Raw genomic sequence first — 22,311 nt, 5'->3', positions numbered from 1 at the left:
GGGACCCCCCGGCCGTGCCCGGGGGTCCTGACGTCGGTGTTGTAGCTGCTCCGGCCACTGTGGACGCCGGCCGAACCGGGCGACCGACGATCGCGGGCCGCCCTCGATCCGTGTCGACGACCCAGACATCGTTGTCGAACCGACTGCCCACCAGGAGATCAGTTTGCTCTTTCTCGGGGCGCGATCTTGACACGGGCGCCGACGAGTGGTGGTTTAGACCACTCCAACACCTGAATGTGGTAGTCCACTTCCGTGGAGGCGCAGTGACCCGTATGTCTAAAAGTCATCCGTACTGTCTTCCCCGCATTTCCCGACTCTCGCTTCTCAGCACCGCCGCACTGTTGGCCCTCGGCACGCTCTCCGCTCCCGCCCAGGCGGTCGGGGAGTCGGCCACCCCGGCATCGCCCGCGTCCGGCGCAGCCCCGTCCGCAGCCCTCCCCGTCGTCACCCCCACGCCGCAGCAGATGAAGTCGGCGGGACGCGACCTCCGCGTCCATGAACGTGTACGCCTCGTCCTCGGTGACGACGTCGACGACGCGAGCGCCGACGTCATCAAGCAGGCACTGGCCTCGGCCGGGGCCCGTCACATCGACACGACTGCGGCCGGGGGCGCCGCCTCGGCGTCGCGCGCCCATGGAGCGAAGCTGACCGTCGTGGCCGGCTCCATCAAGGACCGGGCGGTGGCCGACGCCCTGCGCACCACAGGCGGCACCGTACCCGGCACCCTGGTCGCGGAGGGCTACTCCCTCGCCTCCCGGGGCAACACCGTCGTGCTCGCCGGCAACGACGGGGACGGCGTCTACTACGCCGCCCAGACACTGAAGCAGTTGGTGACCGGGAAGCACACCCTCGCGGCCGTGTCGGTCACCGACCACCCGGCCATGCCCCTTCGTGGCAGCATCGAAGGCTTCTACGGCGCACCCTGGTCGCACACCGACCGACTCGACCAACTCGCCTTCTACGGCGACATCAAGGCCAACACCTACATCTACACGCCGAAGGACGACGCGTATCTGAGGGAGGAGTGGCGCGAGCCCTACCCTGCCGACAAGCTGGCCGACCTGCGGGAACTGATCGAGCAGGCCACCGCCCACCACGTCGACTTCACCTACGCCCTCTCCCCCGGCCTGTCCGTCTGCTATAGCGACCCCGACGACGTGAACGCCCTGAAGGCGAAGCTGGGCACCCTCTACGACCAGGGGGCGCGGAGTTTCTACGTGGCGCTGGACGACATCAGCTACACCAAGTGGAACTGCGACGCCGACCAGGCGAAGTACGGCGCCCCGGGCAGGGGCAGCGCGGGACAGGCGCAGGCCGACCTGCTCAACGCCGTGCAGCACGACTTCATCGACACCCACTCGGATGCCGAGCCACTCCAGTTCGTGCCCACCGAGTACTCCGACACCGCCGACTCCGCCTACAAGTCCGTACTGCGCGAGCAGTTGGACCCGAAGGTGATCGTGCAGTGGACGGGCACGGACGTCGTTCCCCCCTCGATCAGCATGAAGGACGCCGAGGCCGCATCCACGGTGTGGGGACGCAAGGTGTTCCTCTGGGACAACTACCCGGTCAACGACTACGGCCAGACGACGGGCCGACTGCTGATGGCCCCCTATGACAAGCGGGAAGCCGGGCTGCACAAGGCGCTGAGCGGCATCGTGCTCAACCCGATGAACCAGGCCGCGGCAAGCAAGGTGGCTCTCTTCGGCGGGGCGTCCTTCGCCTGGAACGACGAGGACTACGACGCGGACCGCACCTGGCGCGCGGCGGCCGACTACCTGGCCGGCGGCGACCGCGCCACCGCCCGGGCCCTGCTGGCCTTCTTCGACACCGAACACCTCGCGCCGACCTTCGGCGACACGAACTGGCAGCCGCAGGCACCTGAACTGGGCGCGCGGCTCGCGGACTTCACCAAGGCGTGGGACAGCGGATCCCTTGCCCAACGGCAAGCCGCGCTGCGGGATCTCGGCGCCTACGCCGACGTACTGGCCGGGGCTCCCGAACAGATCCGCGCCGGCGTGCGCGACCCGGCCTTCCTGGCGCAGACGAAGCCATGGCTGGACGCCCTCGCCCTGTGGGGCGGCGCGCTGAACGCCACCCTGGACGGCCTGCGGGCCCAACTGCACTCGGGCAGCGGCCAGGCGGACTTCGCCAAGGCGGCCGATCTGGCGAAACAGGCCGCGGCGATCACCACCATCCCGGGCACCACCCGACCGCAGGGCACGATCAAGGTGGCGGACGGGGTGCTGGACACGTTCATCAACCAGGCGCCGAAGATGTGACACACGCCCCGGGCGCCGACAGCGGCGCCCGGGGCCGTCGGCTCTCACGACACGGCCGCCCGGAGACGAGGTGCAGTCAGAGGCGCCTTCTCGGACGCCGCCGGTTCGTCTGTGCTCTCCCCTCGCAGGCAGATGGGCCGTGCTTGCGATCCGCGGCCCAGCCCCTGGGAGTTGTCGGCACGTGCGGCTACTGACGTACCGCGACCCACTGCACCGAAAGGCGCTGCAGAAGCTGCTCGGCCGAGTCGTCGGGGTGGAACTCCCGGAGGACCTGTGCGAGACGCAGAGCGCGGGCCCCCTGGGGGCCCGGGGAAAGGCCGAGCGCCTCCATGACGTCCGAGGCGGAGACGATCAGGGCGCCGCTCGTGTCGGCGAGAAGTGCCCACTCCGTGCGCAGACGGATCTCACGGTCGAAGTCGGCATCGTGCGCCAGCTTCTCGAGTGCCTTCGCCCACCGCATCCGGTACCGAGCATGGATGCTGTTCAGCTTCTGATCGTTGAGCCGCTGAAGCCCCAGGTCTCCCGCAGCCTCCTGAAGGCTCTGCCTGTAACGCGGATAGTCCTGACGCTCCAAGGCGGCACGCCATTGCGACACCAGCGTGGACTTCTCCGGACTGCGCTCGACGGCCTTGGCTATGGCAAGCATGAAGTGGGCGTACGACTCGTTCTGTTCGAGCAGCCGGGCCAAGCAGTGCTGCCATTCGACGGTGGACTGGGGCACGACAGACCCGCAGGCCCGCTCGAACCACTCGTTGCAGACTCGCTCGGTCTCCTCGCTCTCGGAAACCGAAGCGTCCATGTGATGTACCAGGAACGCGCGCAACCGGCGCATCGTGTCCGCGAAGTCCTTCTCGGGCGGCGTCTGTCCCAGGGCTGCGGCCTGTTCGTAGAGCCACCTGCTTGACGCCGCCCATGCCTCCGAGTACCACGCCCGCATCCAGATCGTGGCGAAGAAGAAGGCGGTCTGCGGGTGGGTGAAGTCGGGCGGAGGCAGACTGACGTCCGTGCCGGCCGAACGCTTCAGCAGGTGGCGGGCGAGCCGGTCGAGATTCCGATGGACACCGGTGATGCGATTCCAGGCGGCCTCGGGCGCTACCGGCGGGGTGGGCTGCGTCGTTGTCACCGTGCACCTCGCACTTCGCTCTGCCGGTGGACGGCGGGCCCCAGAAGCGTGGGCCCACGACGCTCTCCAGGCTCCCGCGGAGGCTCCAGCCTCGGACCGATCATGTTGAACGAGATGTAGGCGTCAAGCGTCCTGCCTTCGACGGCCTGGTCGGGTCCGAAGCCGGACGGGTCGAAGGGGAGCTCCCGTTGGTACCCCTCGACCCAACAGCGGCCGCCCCGGAAGTCCGCGTCGACCCGGAGGACCCGGGCCCGGAAGACTCGAGGAGCACCGTCCTCCCAGCTCGACACGTAGACGTTGATCACACGGCGGCGATCCCGCTGCTCCAGTGAGAGCCGGTCCAGGTCCCGGAACGCGTCCATCGCCCGGTCGATGCTGCCCAGGTGGAAGAGCGCCAGCGCGCGCATGAAGTGGACCCTGAGCGAAGGCATCGCGTCGTAGGCCGACGCGAGTTCCGTGAGCTCAAGGCATTCCTGCCAGGCTGCCTGGTCCAGCGGCAGGGTCTGGCGCTCACCCGAGAGGAAGCGCTCACCCGTTCGCGCGAACCACAGCAGGTCGACGGCGAGGCGCACGCAGCGTTCGTCCTGGAGCCGGAGGGGATTGCGCCTGAGATGCTCCAGAGCCCGCTGCACTCCCTCCTGGTCGGGTTCGTTCTTGATGAAGCCACTGACTTTCAGGGCAAAGAAGAAAGCGGCCAGCGGCTCGTCGTACGCCTCGAGCTTTTTCAACTGCTGCTCTGCCAGGAAATGGTCGCTCGCAAGCGAGGCGATCTCCACGAACTTGCTGTGGTAGAGGCCTGCCTGCCCGGGCTCAAGAGTCTCCGGATCGATCACAGTCAGGGCGCTCAGGCAGTCACCGACCAGCGTGGCTGCAGCATCGTCGGACAGCGCCCCCGCTTTGAACGTGTCCCGGGTCGCCCAGCAGAGCACATCCACCGGGTAGTAGTTGGTCGCCTCGCACTCCAGAGCCGACTGGACGCTTCGCTTGAGCTCCCGGAGCTCGCCCGAGATGTACTCCTCGCTCGGCAACGGCTGAGGGACGCCGCCGTCGGGGCCTGAGTGGAGGAGTTCGTACAGTTGGGAGCCGCGGACGCTGGCCTGCTCGACGTAGAGATTCAGGCGGATGTCCCGCCGGTGACCCAGGTCCTCCGCTTCCCGCAGCGCCTCGTCCACGGCCTCCTGAGCTGCCTCCAGAGCACGGCGCCGCAGGTTGACGTCCGGTCCCTGCCGGCGCTGGTCCCACACCGCCCACTCACGCCGCATGTTCACTTCTTTGTGCGTCAGACGTGCGTAGATCACAGGGTTGGTGACCAGCATCCTCAGCTTGGCAATGGAGTCAGCAATCAGCAGGTACTGAGCCCCGTACTTCCGCTGCTCCCGGTTCTTCTGCGGTCCGATCGCGGTGAGGAGAGCCATGACGAACTCGATCTCCGGGCCGCCATTACGGGCTCGGGAATCAGGCCGGACCAGCTCGATCAATTCGGCAATCTGAGCCGCCTCCCGCTCCTCCCCCCATCTGCGGGCGCCGGTCAGCAGGGTCGCCTCCAACTGGTTGCGCCCTCCGAGGGTGTAATTGCCCTGTTCGTCCTCATCCCAGCGGATGATGTCTATGCCACTCAGCAGGTCCGGAAGGTTCCGGACGCCGTCGCGGCCGATGGTGCGCAGGGCGAGCTCAAGGGGCGTGCGCAGGCCATGGCTGTGAATCATCAGGATCAGGCTGAGGAGGCGCTCGTACGGGTCGTCCTGCCAGGCAGCCACCCCCTCTTCCGATGTGCCCCGGAGCGCTTCAAGGCCGTGCAGCAGGCCGGCCTCCTCCAGGGCCGCCGCCATGATCGTGGGCGGCTCGTAGTTGATCCGCGTGCGGGCGGCATGCCCCAGGCGCTCCTCGGAGCGTCTCAGCTCGAGCACCAGGCCGTGGGACAGAGGAGCATGCGCATCGGGCAGTAGGCGGTACAGAGCCGACAGGAACGACCGATCGCGAGCCACGATCGCCTCGTCCGCACCCTTGAGGACGATGCCGAAGTCCGCCAGGTAGCGGGTGAAGCGGTCGAGCTCTTTGCCGGCGATCGTGGCCGGTGCCTCGACGAAATCACTGTCTCGCCGGTATCGGGGGGTCGTCCTCACCTGCTTGTCGGCCCGCCCGCGCCTTCTACCGCCGCCGTCGCCGAACTGGTCCGCGTCCCAGTAGCAACTGCCAACCATGACCACCTTGCGCCCCCGGCTGCGCAGATAGTCGAAGAGTCGCTGGTAATCGTCAGGCTCCAACATGCCGTCCCACACGATCAGAGTGTTGGCGCCTGACTGCTCCTCCGCCCACAGGCAGAAGTCGTCGAGTGCCTGAAACTCCGGGCGTGTCGACTTGCGCGGGATGTGGAGGACGACTCGCCTCCCCGTCCGGGCGGTCTGGAAGGCCAGTCGAGCCAGAGCGACACTCTTCCCCGTCCCCGACTGACCGACGACCAGAAGTGGCCCCTGCCGCTCCGGGGATGCGGCTGCGTCTTCGACCAAGTCCGTCAAGACCTTCTCGAAGTTGCGCTGGAAGGGGAGGCCGCGGGCATGCGCCCACCAGGTCGGCGAGCCATCGCTCGCACCGAGAAACTCACGGAACTTCTGGAAGCGCCGGTGCTTGGACTCAGCAGGCGGATCATCGAGGAGGTCCACGTCCACCGGGCGGGCGTGCGGCAGAATCCGTTGCCAGCGACTCCGGTCGATGGGCAGGCGTCGGTCGCCGACGCGTACTGCGTGGGTCGAGGTGGTGGTCGGACCGCCGTCGCTCAAACGACCGGTGCTGCGCGCCTCCTCCACCAGGGAAGCGAACGTCTCCCGATGCGGGACAAGCACCTTGAGATTGATCGCCTCACGTATGAACTCGTCCGCGAGGATTTCGTCGGTCGCGGAGAACAGGTGCACCTGGTTCGGAACCGCGTCGCAGATCTGGCTGTAGAGCGTCTCAGGGTCGAGCCAGTCGTCGAGGGACCACCCCTCCACCACCAGCAAGCCCCTCGGGGTCAGTCCGTCCGTGACAATCCGCGACAGAGCCTCGGCCGCCAGCGCTCTGCGCCGCGACAACTCCATCTTCGTCGTTGGGGGCCTTTCGTCGACCGGCTGATCAACGCCTCCGAAGAGCATGAGCGCCTGGACGTCGGCCATGTCGCGCGACAGGCGCGTCCGGTCGCGCTGGGGCACGGCCTCCTGGACAGTCCGCCAGTCCTGCTTGAGTCCCTGCCGCCACGAGGGATCGACAGCCGAGGAGAGCACGCCGTTCCAGGGGAACTCCAGCGTGGTCTTCAATGACGGCGGCAGTACGAGTGCGCGTCCAGCATCACTGAGCGCCTTGGCAGCCGCCTCACGGCTGTCCTGAGCGGCACCAAGGATTGCCTGATAGGCGGTCTCGGACAAGTTGTCTCTACCCAATGACCTGGCTAGAGGTCCTACCAGCGGGTCGTGCCCCGTTTCGATGGACAGGTAGCTCTGCCCCAGGAACAAGAAGGACGGACCCCGGTCCAGCCGCTCGAACAGCGCCTGCTTCCCCACCGACATGTCGTCTCCAGGTGAGTAACCCCCGGTCGCCCCGACTTAGGCGACGGATCGTCAATTCTGCACTGGAGCAGCCGTTTTCGCACCAGTATTGGTGATCCGCCAAGCGGCATCGCCATGACGTCTTCGCAGGGGGACGCGGAGCGCACCGGCTGACGTGCGTCACTGGCCGCGCCCGAGCGCTCCGAGGTCATCCGCACGATCGCCCACCGCATCCTGAGGAACGGCGGCGGACATACCGGGCGCACTGAATCTCGTCCCGGCCCTCACCGCCGGCCTCCCGCCTGCCGATGCCGGTGCTCTCCCGGCACTCGCCGGACCGCACCGGCCGGCTCGTGGAGTGGGTGCGCTCGGGATGTACTGCGAAGACCACTACACGTGCGTCACCCGGCTCGAGCGCCCCCTGGACCGTCCTCCCTCCGGGGGCGGGCGGTACGGCCACTTCGGCCCGGCGCGCCCAATGTGCCTGATGGAACCGGGTATTCGGGGCGCGAAGGGGCCCGATACGCTTCGCGGTAGCTGACCCAACCAAGGAGCGGTGTATGCACGCCCAGGGGCGTCGAGCACAACGAAGCGCACAGGACGTCGGGCGGCCGGGGCCTGCGCGCGGACCGCGGCCGGGCACCCGTCCGCCGGGCCCCGAGGCGCTGCTCTCCCTCCAGCGCACTGCGGGCAACGCCGCGGTCGTCCGGACCCTCGCCCCCGTGATCCAGCGGGCCGCGGTGACCGACCCGCGCTCCAAGCAGTCCGTGGAGACCAACGGCCTCTCCCCCGAGCAGCGAGTCGCGCTCGCGGCCCAGCTGCTGCGGGCCAAGAAGGCCAAGGAGCTGGACCGCCTGCGCGCCGCGCACCCCGACGAGCGGGACAGCCTGTCCGAGCGGGCGCTGCGCGCCATCATGCCCCGCTACCGGGAAGTCCACGCGGAATCCGAGGGTGACTCGGAGAGCGAGGACCCCAACGTCTTCTACCGCACGCTCCGCCCCGAGGAGCTGCCCCTGCGCAACGGCCTGCGCCCGCCGATCGGCAACGATGTCACCAAGTCCGCCGCCGATCACATCCGCGCCGGCAGCAAGGCGAAGGTCAAGTCGTCCTGGGTCTCCTTCACCCGCAGCCTCAAGACAGCCGCCGCCTGGGCCGCGGAGAACGAGTCACGCATCGCCAAGGTGAGGCTGCCCGACGAAGCAAGGGTCACGGAAGGCAGGGTCTACGACACCACCGACCCCGAGCAGCTCGCGGCCGTCTTCGGCAACAGCGGCGGCAGCGCGGAGAACTTCGCCAAGGCGTCCCAGGAGGTCGTGGTGAAGGGCGGGCTCGACGCGGACGCCGTGCTCAAGGTCTTCAAGGCCAAGTACATCTCCCCCGAGCAGTACGAGCAGTACAAGACGGGCTCCACCACGGACACCGACCTCTACGCCGTGGTGCGCACCCGCGCGAAGGTGACCGAGAAGAAGCAGAGGATGGCGCCGAAGTCCATCGGGCTCTACAGCCACCAGGAGACGGAACTCGCCGCCCCCAAGCGGAAGAACCGGGAGGGCACCCCGGAGAACGACGAGCGCGGCAACCGCGCGCGGGTCGCCTCCTGAAGGCCGCCCGGCGGTGACGCGCACATGCCCGGGCCGGCCGGACCAGCCCGCCCCTTCCACGTTCCTCCCATCGCCGCGCGGACGGGGGCTTCCCCCTGCATACCGCGAAGTTCCGTACGGCCGTGGTCCGGACGGTCGTCGCGCTGCTCGGGGCGGCCGGGTGGTCAACGGGCCGCGGCGCGGCGTGCGTCGCGGTTGACTGGACGCATCCTCTGCTGACGACAGGGGTTCGGTTTCCCGAACCCCTGAATCGGGGGCTGACACGATCGATCGCCGTGCCATGTCCGCCGAGGATGAGGGTATGGCTGAGATGACGACGGATGTCGAAATGGGAACCGCCGCCGCCCGGACGGAGGACCTGCACCGTGAGTACGGGCGCGGCACTGCGGCCGTGCAGGCGCTGCGCGGGGTGTCGGTGGCCCTCGCACCCGGGACGTTCACAGCGGTGATGGGGCCCTCAGGCTCCGGCAAGACCACCCTGCTGCACTGCCTTGCGGGGATGGACCGGCCCACCCGGGGCTCGGTCTGGTGGGGCGGTACCGAGGTGTCCCGGCTGCCCGAGCGGCGGCTGGCGGAGCTGCGGCGCAGCCGGGTCGGATTCGTCTTCCAGGCGTTCAACCTGATGCCTGCGATGACGGTCGCACAGAACGTCGAACTGCCCGGTCGGCTGGCCGGGAAGCGGCCCGACCGCGGCAGGGTGATGAGCGCGCTCGCCCGGGTCGGACTGACCGGGCGTGAGCGGCACCGGCCCGGGCAGCTGTCCGGCGGGCAGCAGCAACGGGTGGCGATCGCCCGGGCGCTGGTCTCCCGCCCTCAGGTGCTTTTCGCCGACGAGCCGACCGGGGCGCTCGACCGGACCACCGGGCACGAGATCCTCGCACTGCTGCGCGCCAATGTGGACCGGGACGGCCGGACCTGCGTGATGGTGACCCACGATCCGGTCGCCGCCGGTTACGCGGACCGGGTGCTGCTGCTCGCCGACGGCCTGGTGGTGGACGAGCTCGACCGACCGTCCGCGACCCAGGTCGGCGAGCGCCTGAGCCGGCTGGGCGAGTGAACACGATGACCTTGATCGCCCTCGGACAGATGCGCCGACGTCCGGCCGCCTTCATCGGTCCGGCCGTCGCACTTTTCCTCGCCGTCGCCACCGTGACGCTGTTCGGCTCCCTGTTCGCCACCGATGTCACCACGCCTGTCGCCGTCCGGGAGGCGACCGCAGGACCCGGGCTGATGGTGATCGCCGGCGCTTTCGGTGAGATCGCCGTCCTGGTCGCGCTCTTCGTCGTGGTCAACGCGATGGGTTTTGCTCTCCGTCAACAGCACCATGAGCTGGCCCTGCTGCGCACCATCGCGGCGACTCCCCGTCAGACACGGCGGCTCGTCCGTGTCCAGGTCTTCACGACCACCTTGCTGATGGCCGCGCCGGGCTGGGTTGCCGGGGTGGCCACGGCCCGCCGCTTCCTCGCCGAGCTCCAGCGACTGGGGTTGGCCGCGCCGGGCGTGAGAGTGCCGGTGACACCGGTACCGATGCTGATCGCGCTGGCCGCCGCGCTCGCCGTCGGCCTGGCAGCCTCGGCCGTCGCGGCCCGGAGGATCTCCCGCGTCGCGCCCGCGGCAGCCCTCACCGCGAGTTCGACGGAGCACGGGCGGACGGGTGCACTCCGCCTGCTCGCCGGAATCGGCGTACTGGTGGGCGGCGTCCTGCTGCTGCGACTGGCCGCGACGCGACCGCCGGAACAGGCGGACAAGGCCGGGCAGGCGGCGTTGCTCGGTTCGCTGGTTCTGCTGATCGCCGTCGCCCTGACGGGTCCGTTCACGGCGCGCCTCCTGACGGCCGCATTGGGGGCGCCGGTACGGGCGCTGGCACCCGGTGCGGGATGGCTGGCCAACGCCAACCTGCGCGGGTACGCGCGGCGACTGTCGTCCGCCGTGGTCCCGGTGGCACTGCTCGTGGGACTGTCGGGCACCATGCTGATCATGACAAGCACCGTCGAGCACGCCGCGAACTCGACGGCGACGAGCGTCACTTCGGCAACGGACGTCTGGCTACGCCAGGCCGAGTTGGCGCTCCTGGCCTGCTTCGCCGCCGTCTCCACCCTCAACACCCTGGTCGCCGTGACCGCCGAACGGCGCCGCGAGTTCGCGCTGCTGCGGCTGGTCGGCGCCACCCGGCCGCAGCTCATGCGCATGCTGACCGTGGAAGCGGCGCTGACCACAGCGGTGGGTGTCCTGCTCGGAGCGGCGGTCGCGGGCGCCGCGTCAGCAGCGTTCAGCGCGGCGGTGACCGGCTCACCCATGCCGTCCGTCCCGGTGCCCGCATGCTGGTTCATCGTCGCGGGTGCGGCGCTGCTGACCGTCCCGGGCATCCTGGCCACGGGCCTGCGGGCTGTCCATGGCCCGGCGGCGGAACTGGTGGGCGGCGGCCGTGACTGAGCCCAGCAGTGGATCCGTTGCCGGAGATGCGGCCGGCGAGCAGACGCCCACCCGCACGGGACTTCGGACCTGGGTGAACGCGCCGCCCGCAGGCTCGACCCTGTCGCCCGCTACGCGGGGGCCGGCCGGGGCGCCCGGTGTCGGAGATGGCTGAACGGCGGCGATACCTGTCCGTCCGGGGCGGCGAATGGGCCTTCGCCGTCGTCGGGCTGCCGCTTGCCCTGCTCGGCGGTGTCTACGCTTTCGCCGTCCTGTATGCGGGGGCGCTGCTCTCGCTGACCGTGCTCGGTCTGCCGTTCGTGGTCGCCGCGCTGCTGGGCGCGCGCGGCTTGGGCGCACTGCACCGGCGGCTGGTCGGCCGGTTGCTCGGCGAGTGCGTCGAGGCACCGGCGAAGCTACCCGTCCCGGCGGGCGTGATCGTCCGTGGCCGTATCGTGCTGACCGATCCGGTCGCCTGGCGGACGCTGCTCTATCTGGTGCTGCGGTTGCCACTCGGGGTGCTCGGGTTCGCCTCCGCCGTGGCGCTTCCCCTCGGCTGCGGCTGGCTGATCGGCTTTCCGCTCTGGATCCGCCTGCTGCAAGCGGGTCCGCGGCCGGCCGGCCGGCTGGAGGCCGCCTCCACCGTGCTGGGCCTTCTCCTCCTCTCCGCAGTGCCCGGCGCGATCCGGTCACTGAGCGGGGCGAACCGACGACTCGCACGGCTGCTGCTCGGCCCGGCCCGTGCCCAGCAGCGCGTCCGGGAGCTGGAGACTGCCCGTGCCACCCTGCTCGCGGACAACACCGACCAGTTCCGCCGCCTGGAGCGTGACCTGCACGACGGCACCCAGGCCCAACTCGTCGCCCTGGCCATCACTCTCTCGTTGGCCGACGACGCGCTCTCTCCCACCGCCGGCCCGGACCTCCGGCGGCTGCGGACCCTGGTGGACCGCGCCCGCACCCAGACCGACGACACCGTCGCCGAACTGCGGCGGCTCACCCAGGGGATCCACCCGGTGGCGCTGGACGGCGGTCTCGGCGAGGCACTGCCGGGCCTCGCCGCCGCCTCGCCGGTACCGGTCAGCGTCCACCTGGACCTGCGGGAACGCCCGCACCCAGCGGTCGCACGGGCCCTCTACTTCTGCGCCGCCGAGCTCCTCACCAACATCGCCAAGCACAGCGGTGCCCGCTCCGCCGAACTCACAGCAAGCGCTGCGGACGGCCGCATCCGTCTGATCGTGCGCGACGACGGCTGCGGCGACGCGGCGCTCGGCACCGGCACCGGCCTGACCGGTCTGACCGAACGGCTCGCGGCGGTGGACGGGGTCCTGCGGGTGGACAGCCCGCCCGGCGGGCCCACCGTCGTCACCGCCGAGCTGCCGACGCGTCTGTGCTGAAACCTCGGCCGCCGCTCTCCGCCAAGTAGGTCAGGACCGCCTTCACCCGCCTGTTGTCGGTGTGTGACGCCCTCAGATCGAACTTGCCGAAGACAGCGGCGACATGCTTCTCCACCGCACGCTCCGACACCACCAGCAGCGCGGCGATGGAGCGGTTGGAATGGCCTTGCGCCATCAGCTCAAGCACCTCGCGCTCGCGCGGTGTCAGAGTGTCCACCCGAGTGCGCCGGCCACCGCGCATCATGAGGGTGACCACCTCGGGGTCGAGCGCCACGCCCCCTTCGGCGACCCGGTGCAGCGCGTCCACGAACTCGGAGGTTCGGGCGACACGTTCCTTCAGCAGGTACCCGATACCCGCCGCACCGCCGGCCAGCAGCCGGGAGGCCCAGGCCGTCTCGACGTGCTGGGAGAAGACCAGGATGCCGACCTCGGGTGTCCTCGCACGGATCTCGACTGCGGCGCGAATGCCCTCGTCGGTGTGGGTGGGCGGCATCCGGATGTCCACGACGGCTACGTCGGGCAGGTGCTCGACCACCTCGGCGAGCAGCTCGGGTGCCGTCCCGGCGGTGGCCACCACCTCGCATCCCCGGGCGCCCAGGAGCTCGACCATTCCGTCACGGAGAACGACGGAGTCCTCGGCCAGCACCACACGCAGACGCCTATTGATCATGACGCCATTATCAGGCCCGGCTGACGGCCGTCGCCGGCTGGTGCCATGACCGAATCCGGGCCGGGAGAGTCGGCGAGTGCGCATTCGTGGTGCTCGTGTCCGTCGCCGGATGCCCGGACCGTTCGGCTGGGAGCGCCGGCACCGTGGCCGGTGGGCAGGACCCCGTGACGAGAGCGATGCGGCCGGCCCGGAGCCGGTACTCATGCCTGGTCCAACCGCAGGTCGAGTGCAGCACCGACGTCGGGGCAGGTTCTGCGAACGGTGTCGAGGAATGCGCCCAGCGCCGGGGAGCGGTCCCGGTCGGCGAAGGACAGGACCAGGTCGGGCAGCGCCGTCTCCGGGGTCACCTCGCAGAACCGGATGCCCGGCCTCGGGGCTTCCCGCATGCGGGAGGGCCCGAGGCCCACGCCGACCCCGCAGGCGGCCAGGCCCATGATCGTGTGCACGTCCCTGGCCACGGTGGCACCTTCCAGCGCTGCGGCGTCCTCGCCCAGCATGACGCGCAGCCCGGTAGCGATGGCGGGCTCGTCCTCCCCGGCGGCCACGATCAGCCGCTGCCGTCGCAGCTGGTCCACGCTCACCGATGCCTGGCCCGCGTAGGGGTGCGCGCTGGCGACCACGGCGATCAGACGGTCGTGTCCGACCGGGACGGACACCAGATGCTCGGCCCCGGCGCCCCGGGGCGGTCCGAGGGTGACGGCCACGTCCAGTTCTCCGGCGATGAGAGCGGCGGTGCTGCGGCCGGATGCCATCTCGTGCAGCTCCAGCCGTACGTCGGGCCGCTCGCGGCCGAACCGGCCCAGGACGTCCGGGAGCGGGTCGAGCAGCGCGGAGGCGATGAATCCCAGCCGCAGTCGGCCCGTCTCGCCGCGCGCCGCCCGGTCGGCGTCGGCCTTGGCCGCCGCCATCTCATCCAGTGCCCGCCGCGCCCGGGCGAGGAACGCCTCGCCCGCGGCGGTCGGGAACACACCCTGGCGCGTACGGTCGAACAGTCGGGCCCCGGTCTCGCGCTCCAGGTCGGCGATCTGTTTGGACAGTGGGGGCTGCGCGATACCCAGCGCGCGGGCGGCTCGGCCGAAGTGTTTGTGCTCGGCGAGGGCCAGTGCGTACCGCAGATGCCGCGCTTCCATGACCGCTCCATCCATACACACAAAGTATCGCCACCCAGCGTGCCATATCTTCTCCTGGATCGATCCGCCGTGGTCGATTGAGATGGGGCCATGACTCCCTCCCTGAACGCCGCCAACACCGCCAACTGCGTGGACACCGATCTGAACAGCACTGTCTTCGTCCTGGTTCACGGTGCCTGGCACGGCTCGTGGCAGTGGGCGGCGACGCAGCGTGCGCTCGCCGGTCTCGGTGCCGCGAGCATTGCCGTCGACCTGCCCGGGCACGGCTTCGGCGCTCCCCTGCCCAGCGGGTATCTGCTGCCCGGCCGCCCCGGTCTGCTGACCGAGAGGTCGCAGCTCGCCGACGTGACGATGGACGACTGCGCCGATGCCGTCCTGGACGCGCTGCGCCGGGTCCGCCGCTACGGCCGTGTCGTGCTCGTCGCGCACAGCGCGGGCGGCGGTCCCGCGTCGCTGGCCGCGGAGCGCGCGCCCGAGCTGGTCGACCACGTCGTCTACCTCTCCGCGTTCGTCCCCGCCGGCCGCCCCCGCTTCTTCGACTACCTGAGCGCGCCCGAGAACGCCACCGCACGAGGGCAGGGCCTCAACCTCGGTGATCCCGGGGCACTGGGGGCCGTACGGATCGACCCTCTCTCGTCGGACCCCGCCTACGTCGAGGAGCTGCGGCAGACCCACTACCACGACACGCCCGCCGACCGCTTCGACCGCTGGCGCTCCGCGCTCAGCCCCGATCTGCCGCTGGCCGTCCCGGCGACCCCCATCACCCTGACCGCGGCACGGTGGGGCCGTATCCCGCGTACCTTCCTGCGCTGCGCGCAGGACCGGGCACTGCCGACGGCCGCACAGGACCTGATGATCGCGGAGGCCGACCAGGCCCTGCCGGGCGAGCCGTTCACCGTCCGCACGCTTCCGGGCAGCCACAGCCCGTTCGCCGCCCGCCCGCAGGAACTCGCCGAGGCCCTGGTCCGGTGAACGGCCGAGGCTTCCTGCTGCCGGTGGTGCTGAGCGCGACCTTCGTGCAACTGCTCAACGTCACGATCGCGCAGATCGCCGCTCCGGCCATCCGGTCCGGCCTGGGCGCGGGCCCCGGCGCGGTGCAGCTCGTGCTGGCCGGGTACACCCTGGCGTACGCGTGCCTGCTCATCACCGCCGCACGGCTGGGCGACCGCTACGGTTACCGGCGGCTGTTCGCGCTGGGCACCGCGGTGTTCACGGCCGGCTCGGTGGCCTGCGCCGCCGCGCCCGGCGCCGGCTGGCTGATCGCGGCCCGCCTTGTGCAGGGTGCGGGCAGCGGCCTGGTCGCCCCGCAGGTGCTCTCGCTCATCCGCACCGGCGTCTCACCGGACCGCCGCCCACGAGCCCTCGCCCTGTACGGCGCCACGATGGGCGTGGCCTCGCTGGCCGGACCGCTGATCGGCGGACTGCTCGTCGGCGCCGACCTCTTCGGCCTCGGCTGGCGCGCGGTCTTTCTGGTCACCGTCCCGATGGCACTCGTCTCGCTGGCCGGAGCCGCCCTGCTGCCTCCTACGCGCGGTACGGACGGACAGCGCGTGGACTGGGTGGGAGCGGCGCTGGCCACCACCGGCTTCGCCACGCTGGTCCTGCCGTGCGCGCTGGGCCGGGAGGCCGGCTGGCCCTGGTGGACCTGGGCCTCCTTCGCCGTCTCCGCGGTGGCCCTCACCTGTTTCGTCCGCACGCTCCGGCACCGGCCGGACCCCCTGATCCACCCGTCGGTCCTGCGGGACGGGACCGCGAGGCGGGGCGTGCTGCTGGTGTTCGTCTTCAACGCCGGAGTCCCGTCGTTCACGTACCTCCTGTTCCTGCATCTGCAATCCGCTCTCGGGTATTCGGCGCTGTCCGCCGCGCTGGTGTCGGCGCCGTTCGCCGCCGCGGCCGTTGCGGGCAGCCGTGTCGCCCCGGCCCTCTCCCGCCGACTGGGCGCGACGGCACTGACGGCCGCCGCGCTCGTGCTGGCGGGCACGGCCGTGGCGCTCGCGCCGCTCATCGGAACCGGGCCCGGGCGCCGTGCGGCACTGCCGGTACTGGCGGCCGGAGGCACCGCGTTCGGTCTGTTCACGGCAGCGGTGTTCACGCTGGTGCTGGCGGGTGTGCGGGGCGCCGCCGCGAGTTCGGTGTCCGGGCTGCTGCCCACGGCCCAGCAACTCGGCGGCTCGATCGGGGTGACGGCGGCCGGGCTGGCCTATTTCGCGCCCGCCGACAGTGCGGACGCGGCGTTCGCCCACGCGATGGCCTACGAGGCCGCGGTCTTCGTGCTCACGGCGCTGATCGCCCTCCGGCTGCGACGGACCGGTTCCGGGCCGGAGCAGTCCCGGCCGGGGCCAACCTCCGGGGCGGACAGGCAGACCGCCCGACGCGGCGCCCTGCGCCACTGACCCACGCGAGACCGGCCGTCAGCCGGGTGCGCATCGTGTGCGAACCCGTAGCCTCGTGCCGTCCGGTCGCAGCCGACCACCACGCACCAGGTCTCTACCGCCACCGTGGCCTGTGCTCCGGACCGTTGCCTCGTGCTCGCCTCAGCTCCGATCAGCTCCGAGGCGGGATGGCGGTCTTGCCGGCTGCGTACAGCGAGGAGCCGGGCCTCGCCCTCGTGGCGGCGGCCGAGCCGTTGAGAACGATCGATCCACCCCAGGTCATCAGCTCCGCGGCCTTCTGAGCGGTGAACAGGGTTCCGCGTTCCGCCAACCCACGTCTCGGCCGGGGAGATGTTGTCGATCGAGGGTGACACGACGTCAGGAAGACGGCTGAGCCGGGAATTCCGGCCACCGCTTAGGGGCGCGGCGCGATTGGTCCGCCCGACCCGCCGCGCCCGACCGCCCACCACCGACGCAGCAGGTCAGTCGTCCTTCTTCACCGGCTCCAGAATCGCCACGCACTCCACGTGGTGCGTCATCGGGAACAGGTCGAACGCCCGAAGCGTCCGCACCCGGTACCCCCCGTCCCGGAAGTACGCGATGTCGCGCGCCAGCGCCGCCGGGTCGCACGCCACGTACGCGATGCGGCGGGCGCCCAGGGCGACCAGCTGCTTGACCGTGGCCTTGCCCGCGCCCGCGCGCGGCGGGTCCAGGACGATCAGGTCGCACTCGGTGATGCCCGTGCGCGGCAGCACCTGGTCGACCTTGCCGTGCTCGATGCGGACCCGGTCCAGGTCCTTCAGGTTGTGGCGGGCGTCCTCGACCGCGCGCTTGCCGGACTCGATGCCCAGCACCGCGCCCTTCTCGCCGATCCGCTGGCCGATGGCGCCGGCGAACAGGCCGACGCCGCAGTAGAGGTCCAGCGCCGTGTCGTTCTTACGGGGCAGCAGCCCCTGCATGACCGCGCGCACCAGGGTGTCCGCCGCCTGCGGGTGCACCTGCCAGAAGCCGCCCGAGCCGACGCGGTACGTACGGTCGTCGGCGCGCTCGCGGACGAAGGCGCGGCCGTGGACGCGGTGGACGCCGCCGTCCTTCTCCTCGACGCGGAGCACGGAGACGGGCTTGTCCAGCTCGACCAGCGGGAGCCGGCCACCCTCACGCGGGGTCAGGATGACCTGGCGGTCGTGCGAGCCGGTGGCTGCGATGGCCTCCACCGTGGCCATCTGCGGCCAGTCCTGCTTCTCGATGCCGAGCTCGGTGACGCCGGGGGCGGCGATCATGCAGTGGTCGATCGGCTGGACCTCGTGCGAGCGGTGCTTGCGCAGTCCGGCCAGGCCGTCCGCGTCGATCGCGTACTGGACACGCGTGCGCCACGCCGGGACCTGGCCCGGCGGGAGCTTGTCGCCCTCGGCCGGCATGACCGTGCCGTCCCAGTTGGCCTCCTCGGGCGTGAGGCCCGCGAGGCGCTGGAGCTGCTCGGCGATGACCTCGCCCTTGAGGCGGCGCTGGGCGCCGGGCTTGGCGTGCTGCCAGTCGCAGCCGCCGCACTTGCCGGGGCCGGCGTACGGGCAGGGGGCCTCGACCCGGTCCTTGGACGCCTCGATGACCGTGACCGCGTCGGCGCGCAGGAAGCGTGAGTCGGTCTCGCCCTCGGTGACCCGGGCGACCACCTTCTCGCCGGGGAGGGTGTGGCGCACGAAGAGGACCTGGCCCTCGGACGTGCGGGCGATGCAGTGGCCGCCGTGGGCGACGGGTCCGACCTCGACCTCGTACTCCCGGCCGATCAGGGACTCCCCTGCCTGAGGCTCCCCGGGCTGCGACGACGTGGATTCGTTCTGCATGAGGGGGTGGCTCCAGATGTCGGTCGAGAAGAGGAACGATGAGAAGGGGCCCGGACCGGGAAAACGGAAAACGGCCGGACAACAGCCCACCAGTCTACGTGGGCGGAAGCCGGCCGCTTACCACAGGCAGAGTGCGGCGTCAGCCCTTCTGGGTGGGTTCCTTGTGCTGTCGCCGCTCCACAGGACCGCGGCGTACCGAGCCCGGCGCGATCCAGTCCGCGCGCCTCCTGGCCCGCACCTTCGCGGCCTCGGAGGACTCCAGCTGGTACGGCACCGAGGTGACCATCACGCCCGGCGTGAACAGCAGCCGGCCCTTCAGCCGCAGCGCGCTCTGGTTGTGCAGCAGGTGCTCGTACCAGTGGCCGACCACGTACTCCGGGATGTAGACGCTGATCACATCGCGCGGCCGGTCCTTGCGCAGGCTCTTCACGTAGTCGATGACCGGCCGGGTCACCTCGCGGTACGGCGAGTCGAGGATCTTCAGCGGGATGTCGATGCCGCGCCGCTCCCAGTCCTCCTTGAGCGCCTTCGTCTCGGCGTGGTCGACGCTGATGGAGAGCGCCTCCAGCTGGTCGGAGCGCACCAGCTTGGCGTACGCGAGGGCGCGCAGCGTGGGCCGGTGGAGCTTGGAGACGAGGACGATCGAGTGGACCCGCGAGGGGCGGATGCTGTCGTCGGGCCGGGTCTCCGGGGCGGCGATCTCCTCCGCGACCCGGTCGTAGTGCTTGCGGATCGCGGTCATCGTCCCGAAGAAGATGACCATGCCGAGCAGCGCGACCCAGGCGCCGTGGGTGAACTTGGTGGCCAGGACGACGACCAGGACCAGGCCGGTGAAGAACGCGCCGAAGGTGTTGATCGCCCGGGAGCGGATCATGTGCCTCCGCGCAGCGGGGTCCTTCTCGGTGCGCAGGTGCCGGTTCCAGTGCCGGACCATGCCGGTCTGGCTGAGTGTGAAGGAGACGAAGACGCCGACGATGTACAGCTGGATGAGGCGGGTCGAGTCGGCCCCGTAGATCCAGACGAGCAGGATCGCGGCCCCGGCGAGCAGCACGATGCCGTTGGAGAAGGCCAGCCGGTCGCCGCGGGTGTGCAGCTGGCGCGGCAGGTAGCGGTCCTGGGCGAGGATCGAGCCGAGCAGCGGGAAGCCGTTGTACGCGGTGTTCGCGGCGAGGAAGAGCACCAGGGCGGTGGCCGCCGCCAGGAAGATGAAGAGGAAGGTGCCCTCGCCGAAGACCGCCGCGGCGACCTGGGAGATCACCGGGTCCTGGGTGAAGCTCGCGCCGACCGCGACACCGTTGTGGATCAGGTCCTTCGCCGGGTTCTCCGCCATCTTCACGTCGGTGGCCATGGCGAGGCCGATGATGCCGCAGAACATCGTGACGGCCAGCAGGCCCATCGCCGCGAGTGTGGTCGCGGCGTTCTTGCTCTTCGGCTTGCGGAAGGCGGGGACTCCGTTGCTGATCGCCTCGACGCCCGTGAGGGCCGCACAGCCGGAGGAGAAGGCGCGCAGCAGCAGGAAGACGAGCGCGAAGCCCGCCAGCCCCTGGTGCTCGGGCTTGATCTCGTAGTCCGAGGTGGGCGCGTGCATGGTGTCCCCGAGGGCGAGTCCCCGGAAAGCGCCCCAGATGATCATCGCGAAGACGCCGGCCACGAACAGGTACGTCGGGATGGCGAAGAGCTTCCCGGACTCCTTGACGCCGCGCAGGTTCATCAGCGTCAGCACCACGATGGCCCCGATGGCGCAGAACGTCTTGTGCTCGACGACGAAGGGGATCGCGGAGCCGAGGTTCTCCACGCCCGAGGAGATCGACACGGCCACGGTGAGGACGTAGTCGACGAGGAGGGCGCTGGCGACGGTCAGACCGGCCTTCGGGCCGAGATTGGTGTTGGCGACCTCGTAGTCGCCGCCTCCGCTCGGGTAGGCGCGCACGTTCTGCCGGTACGAGGCGACGACGGTGAACATCAGGACCACGACCGCGACCGCGATCCAGGGGCTGAAGTGGTACGCCGACACGCCCGCGATGGACAGCACGAGGAGGACTTCTCCGGGTGCGTACGCAACGGAGGACAGCGGGTCGGATGCGAAGACGGGGAGCGCGATGCGCTTGGGGAGGAGCGTTTCCCCCAGCTTGTCGCTGCGCAGCGCCCGGCCGATCAGGATCCGTTTGGGCACGTCGGTCAGTTTGGACACGGTGAGGATCGTAAGCGTTGCCGGGACACGCCGCCGAGGCACCACCCCCTCGGCACCCGGAAAACCTTCATAATTACCCGCCCTCACCGGAAAAGTCCATGGAATCCTTAACGAAATCCTTGCGGCACGGACGGGCGGGGGCCCTGCCCCGTCCCCACTCACATCTCTCGGCCGATACGCCCTCCACGCGGCGGCCGGCCCCCCTTTTGCTCATCGGCCGGTGGGATACGCACACTCGGATGAGGCGGCCCGGGCGTCGCCGCATAAGCTCATCCACGGGCAACGCCGGAGGTGGTTGCCCCATTGTTTGCCCCGCAAGCTGAGAGAGAAGTGTGAGCAGGGTGTTTTCGCAGGTCATCCGGACGACCAGGACGGCGAGGTAGGCGCAAGGTGCACATCGTCATCATGGGCTGCGGGCGCGTCGGAGCCGCTCTCGCGCAGACCCTGGAGCAGCAGGGGCACACGGTCGCCGTGATCGACCAGGACCCCACGGCGTTCCGTCGCCTCGGTTCCGGATTCGGCGGCCGTCGGGTCAGCGGGGTCGGTTTCGACCAGGACACCCTCCGTGAGGCGGGGATCGAGGAGGCCGGAGCGTTCGCGGCCGTCAGCAGCGGCGACAACTCCAACATCATCGCCGCCCGGGTGGCGCGCGAGATGTTCGGCATCGAGAACGTCGCGGCGCGCATCTACGACCCGCGGCGTGCCGAGGTGTACCAGCGGCTGGGCATCCCCACCGTCGCCACCGTCCGCTGGACGGCGGACCAGATGCTGCGGCGACTGCTGCCGTCGGGTGCGGAGCCGTTGTGGCGCGACCCGAGCGGCGGTGTGCAGCTCGCCGAGGTGCACACCACGCCGTCCTGGATCGGGCACAAGATCAGCACACTGCAGGAGGAGACGGGCGTCCGCGTCGCCTTCCTCACCCGGTTGGGTGAGGCCATACTGCCCACGTCGCAGACGGTTCTGCAGGAGGGCGACCTCGTCCACGTGATGATGCGTACGGACGAGATCGCGAAGGTCGAGGAGGCCTTTGCCGAAGGTCCCGAGGAGGGCGGTCACTGATGCGCGTCGCGATTGCCGGGGCCGGTGCGGTGGGCCGTTCCATCGCGGCCGAGCTCCTGGAGAACGGGCACGAGGTACTGCTGATCGACAAGGCGCCGACCGCCATCTCGGTTGAGCGGGTCCCGATGGCCGAGTGGCTCCTCGCGGACGCCTGCGAGATCACGTCGCTCGACGAGGCGGCGCTCCAGCGGTGCAACGTCGTGATCGCCTCGACGGGTGACGACAAGGTCAACCTGGTCGTCTCGCTGCTCGCGAAGACCGAGTACGGCGTCCCGAGGGTCGTGGCCCGGGTCAACAACCCTAAGAACGAGTGGCTGTTCAACGAGTCCTGGGGCGTCGACGTCGCGGTCTCCACGCCGCGTCTGATGTCCGCCCTGGTCGAGGAGGCGGTGAGCGTTGGTGATCTGGTCCGGCTGCTGCGCTTCAGCCACGGCGACGCCAACCTGGTCGAGCTGACGCTGCCCCCGGAGTCGGCGCTGGCCGGCATCCGGGTGAGCGATGTGGCCTGGCCCGAGGACACCTCGCTGGTCACGATCATCCGCGGCACCCGTGTGCTGACGCCGAGCCCCGAGGAGACCCTGGAGGCCGGTGACGAGCTGCTGTTCGTGGCCGCCCAGGCGCGCGAGGAGCAGCTGGAGGACCTGCTTTCGGTCCGCCAGGAACCCGCCGAGGACTGAGCGGGCGGTACGTACGCGTGGGGCCCCGGACCGTGTCACGG

General features: G+C 70.4%; 15 protein-coding genes and 1 pseudogene. 10 read left to right on the top strand and 6 right to left on the bottom strand.

What is annotated here, in order from left to right:
- Positions 1–263: 263 nt before the first annotated feature.
- Positions 264–2,282: a beta-N-acetylhexosaminidase family protein gene (locus ACFWFI_RS23535; RefSeq protein ID WP_387393621.1), complete on the top strand. Its 2,019-nt coding sequence runs from the start codon at positions 264–266 to the stop codon at positions 2,280–2,282.
- Between the two features lie 187 nt (positions 2,283–2,469).
- On the opposite strand, the gene ACFWFI_RS23530 is transcribed toward ACFWFI_RS23535, so the two are convergent.
- Both ACFWFI_RS23530 and ACFWFI_RS23525 read right to left on the bottom strand, forming a co-directional pair.
- On the bottom strand, positions 2,470–3,405 hold the full coding sequence (locus ACFWFI_RS23530) for a hypothetical protein (protein ID WP_387393618.1): 936 nt from the start codon (positions 3,403–3,405) through the stop codon (positions 2,470–2,472).
- Complete coding sequence (locus ACFWFI_RS23525; RefSeq protein WP_387393615.1) at positions 3,402–6,944, bottom strand: P-loop NTPase; 3,543 nt, start codon at positions 6,942–6,944, stop codon at positions 3,402–3,404. Before ACFWFI_RS23525 ends, ACFWFI_RS23530 begins: the two co-directional genes overlap by 4 nt.
- Before the next feature lie 281 nt (positions 6,945–7,225).
- On the opposite strand from ACFWFI_RS23525, the pseudogene ACFWFI_RS23520 reads away from it, so the two are divergent.
- The 5 genes and pseudogenes from ACFWFI_RS23520 to ACFWFI_RS23500 all read left to right on the top strand — a co-directional run.
- Positions 7,226–7,350 (top strand): annotated as a pseudogene (locus tag ACFWFI_RS23520) (GntR family transcriptional regulator); the annotation flags it as partial.
- A 133-nt stretch (positions 7,351–7,483) separates the two neighbouring features.
- Entirely contained in the window at positions 7,484–8,524 is a 1,041-nt protein-coding gene (locus ACFWFI_RS23515) for a hypothetical protein (RefSeq protein ID WP_387393613.1), read from the top strand.
- A gap of 301 nt (positions 8,525–8,825) precedes the next feature.
- A complete protein-coding gene (locus ACFWFI_RS23510; RefSeq protein ID WP_387393610.1) occupies positions 8,826–9,581 on the top strand; it encodes an ABC transporter ATP-binding protein in 756 nt (251 codons plus the stop codon).
- Positions 9,582–9,586: 5 nt separating this feature from the next.
- Positions 9,587–10,957: an FtsX-like permease family protein gene (locus tag ACFWFI_RS23505; protein ID WP_387393607.1), complete on the top strand. Its 1,371-nt coding sequence runs from the start codon at positions 9,587–9,589 to the stop codon at positions 10,955–10,957.
- A gap of 146 nt (positions 10,958–11,103) precedes the next feature.
- A complete protein-coding gene (locus tag ACFWFI_RS23500) occupies positions 11,104–12,330 on the top strand; it encodes a sensor histidine kinase (protein WP_387393604.1) in 1,227 nt (408 codons plus the stop codon).
- On the opposite strand, the gene ACFWFI_RS23495 is transcribed toward ACFWFI_RS23500, so the two are convergent.
- The gene (locus ACFWFI_RS23495; RefSeq protein ID WP_387393601.1) at positions 12,299–13,000 is read right to left on the bottom strand and encodes a response regulator; all 702 of its coding nucleotides are present in this window, start codon (positions 12,998–13,000) and stop codon (positions 12,299–12,301) included. The two genes, ACFWFI_RS23500 and ACFWFI_RS23495, sit on opposite strands and share 32 nt — an antisense overlap.
- Before the next feature lie 200 nt (positions 13,001–13,200).
- The gene (locus ACFWFI_RS23490) at positions 13,201–14,130 is read right to left on the bottom strand and encodes a LysR family transcriptional regulator (RefSeq protein WP_387393598.1); all 930 of its coding nucleotides are present in this window, start codon (positions 14,128–14,130) and stop codon (positions 13,201–13,203) included.
- Positions 14,131–14,220: 90 nt separating this feature from the next.
- Between ACFWFI_RS23490 and ACFWFI_RS23485 the strand changes: the two genes are divergently transcribed.
- Positions 14,221–15,102, top strand: a complete 882-nt coding sequence (locus tag ACFWFI_RS23485) for an alpha/beta hydrolase (RefSeq protein WP_387393595.1) — start codon at positions 14,221–14,223, stop codon at positions 15,100–15,102.
- Positions 15,099–16,523: an MFS transporter gene (locus ACFWFI_RS23480; protein WP_387393592.1), complete on the top strand. Its 1,425-nt coding sequence runs from the start codon at positions 15,099–15,101 to the stop codon at positions 16,521–16,523. The genes ACFWFI_RS23485 and ACFWFI_RS23480 overlap by 4 nt, the downstream gene beginning before the upstream one ends.
- A gap of 461 nt (positions 16,524–16,984) precedes the next feature.
- Here the strand turns inward: ACFWFI_RS23480 and ACFWFI_RS23475 are convergent, their stop codons facing one another.
- Together ACFWFI_RS23475 and ACFWFI_RS23470 are read right to left on the bottom strand one after the other, a co-directional pair.
- On the bottom strand, positions 16,985–18,343 hold the full coding sequence (locus tag ACFWFI_RS23475) for a class I SAM-dependent RNA methyltransferase (protein WP_387393589.1): 1,359 nt from the start codon (positions 18,341–18,343) through the stop codon (positions 16,985–16,987).
- A gap of 139 nt (positions 18,344–18,482) precedes the next feature.
- Positions 18,483–20,534, bottom strand: a complete 2,052-nt coding sequence (locus tag ACFWFI_RS23470; RefSeq protein ID WP_387393586.1) for an APC family permease — start codon at positions 20,532–20,534, stop codon at positions 18,483–18,485.
- 390 nt (positions 20,535–20,924) lie between these two features.
- Between ACFWFI_RS23470 and ACFWFI_RS23465 the strand changes: the two genes are divergently transcribed.
- Together ACFWFI_RS23465 and ACFWFI_RS23460 are read left to right on the top strand one after the other, a co-directional pair.
- Positions 20,925–21,593, top strand: a complete 669-nt coding sequence (locus ACFWFI_RS23465) for a potassium channel family protein (RefSeq protein ID WP_014153600.1) — start codon at positions 20,925–20,927, stop codon at positions 21,591–21,593.
- Positions 21,593–22,270 (top strand): potassium channel family protein, encoded by a 678-nt coding sequence (locus ACFWFI_RS23460; RefSeq protein ID WP_387393583.1) that lies wholly within the window; start codon positions 21,593–21,595, stop codon positions 22,268–22,270. Before ACFWFI_RS23465 ends, ACFWFI_RS23460 begins: the two co-directional genes overlap by 1 nt.
- The last annotated feature ends 41 nt before the right edge of the window (positions 22,271–22,311 follow it).

This window comes from Streptomyces sp. NPDC060209 (assembly GCF_042728155.1).
GTDB lineage: Bacteria > Actinomycetota > Actinomycetes > Streptomycetales > Streptomycetaceae > Streptomyces.
This window is presented reverse-complemented; position numbering and strand designations above follow the sequence as displayed.

Bases quoted from the DNA above. Each gene is read 5' to 3' on its own strand.
- ACFWFI_RS23505 (WP_387393607.1), top strand. From the start codon at position 9,587: ATGACCTTGATCGCCCTCGGACAGATGCGCCGACGTCCGGCCGCCTTC.
- ACFWFI_RS23495 (WP_387393601.1), bottom strand. From the start codon at position 13,000: ATGATCAATAGGCGTCTGCGTGTGGTGCTGGCCGAGGACTCCGTCGTT.
- ACFWFI_RS23510 (WP_387393610.1), top strand. From the start codon at position 8,826: ATGGCTGAGATGACGACGGATGTCGAAATGGGAACCGCCGCCGCCCGG.
- ACFWFI_RS23500 (WP_387393604.1), top strand. From the start codon at position 11,104: ATGGCTGAACGGCGGCGATACCTGTCCGTCCGGGGCGGCGAATGGGCC.
- ACFWFI_RS23525 (WP_387393615.1), bottom strand. From the start codon at position 6,944: ATGTCGGTGGGGAAGCAGGCGCTGTTCGAGCGGCTGGACCGGGGTCCG.
- ACFWFI_RS23490 (WP_387393598.1), bottom strand. From the start codon at position 14,130: ATGGAAGCGCGGCATCTGCGGTACGCACTGGCCCTCGCCGAGCACAAA.
- ACFWFI_RS23460 (WP_387393583.1), top strand. From the start codon at position 21,593: ATGCGCGTCGCGATTGCCGGGGCCGGTGCGGTGGGCCGTTCCATCGCG.
- ACFWFI_RS23475 (WP_387393589.1), bottom strand. From the start codon at position 18,343: ATGCAGAACGAATCCACGTCGTCGCAGCCCGGGGAGCCTCAGGCAGGG.
- ACFWFI_RS23485 (WP_387393595.1), top strand. From the start codon at position 14,221: ATGACTCCCTCCCTGAACGCCGCCAACACCGCCAACTGCGTGGACACC.
- ACFWFI_RS23515 (WP_387393613.1), top strand. From the start codon at position 7,484: ATGCACGCCCAGGGGCGTCGAGCACAACGAAGCGCACAGGACGTCGGG.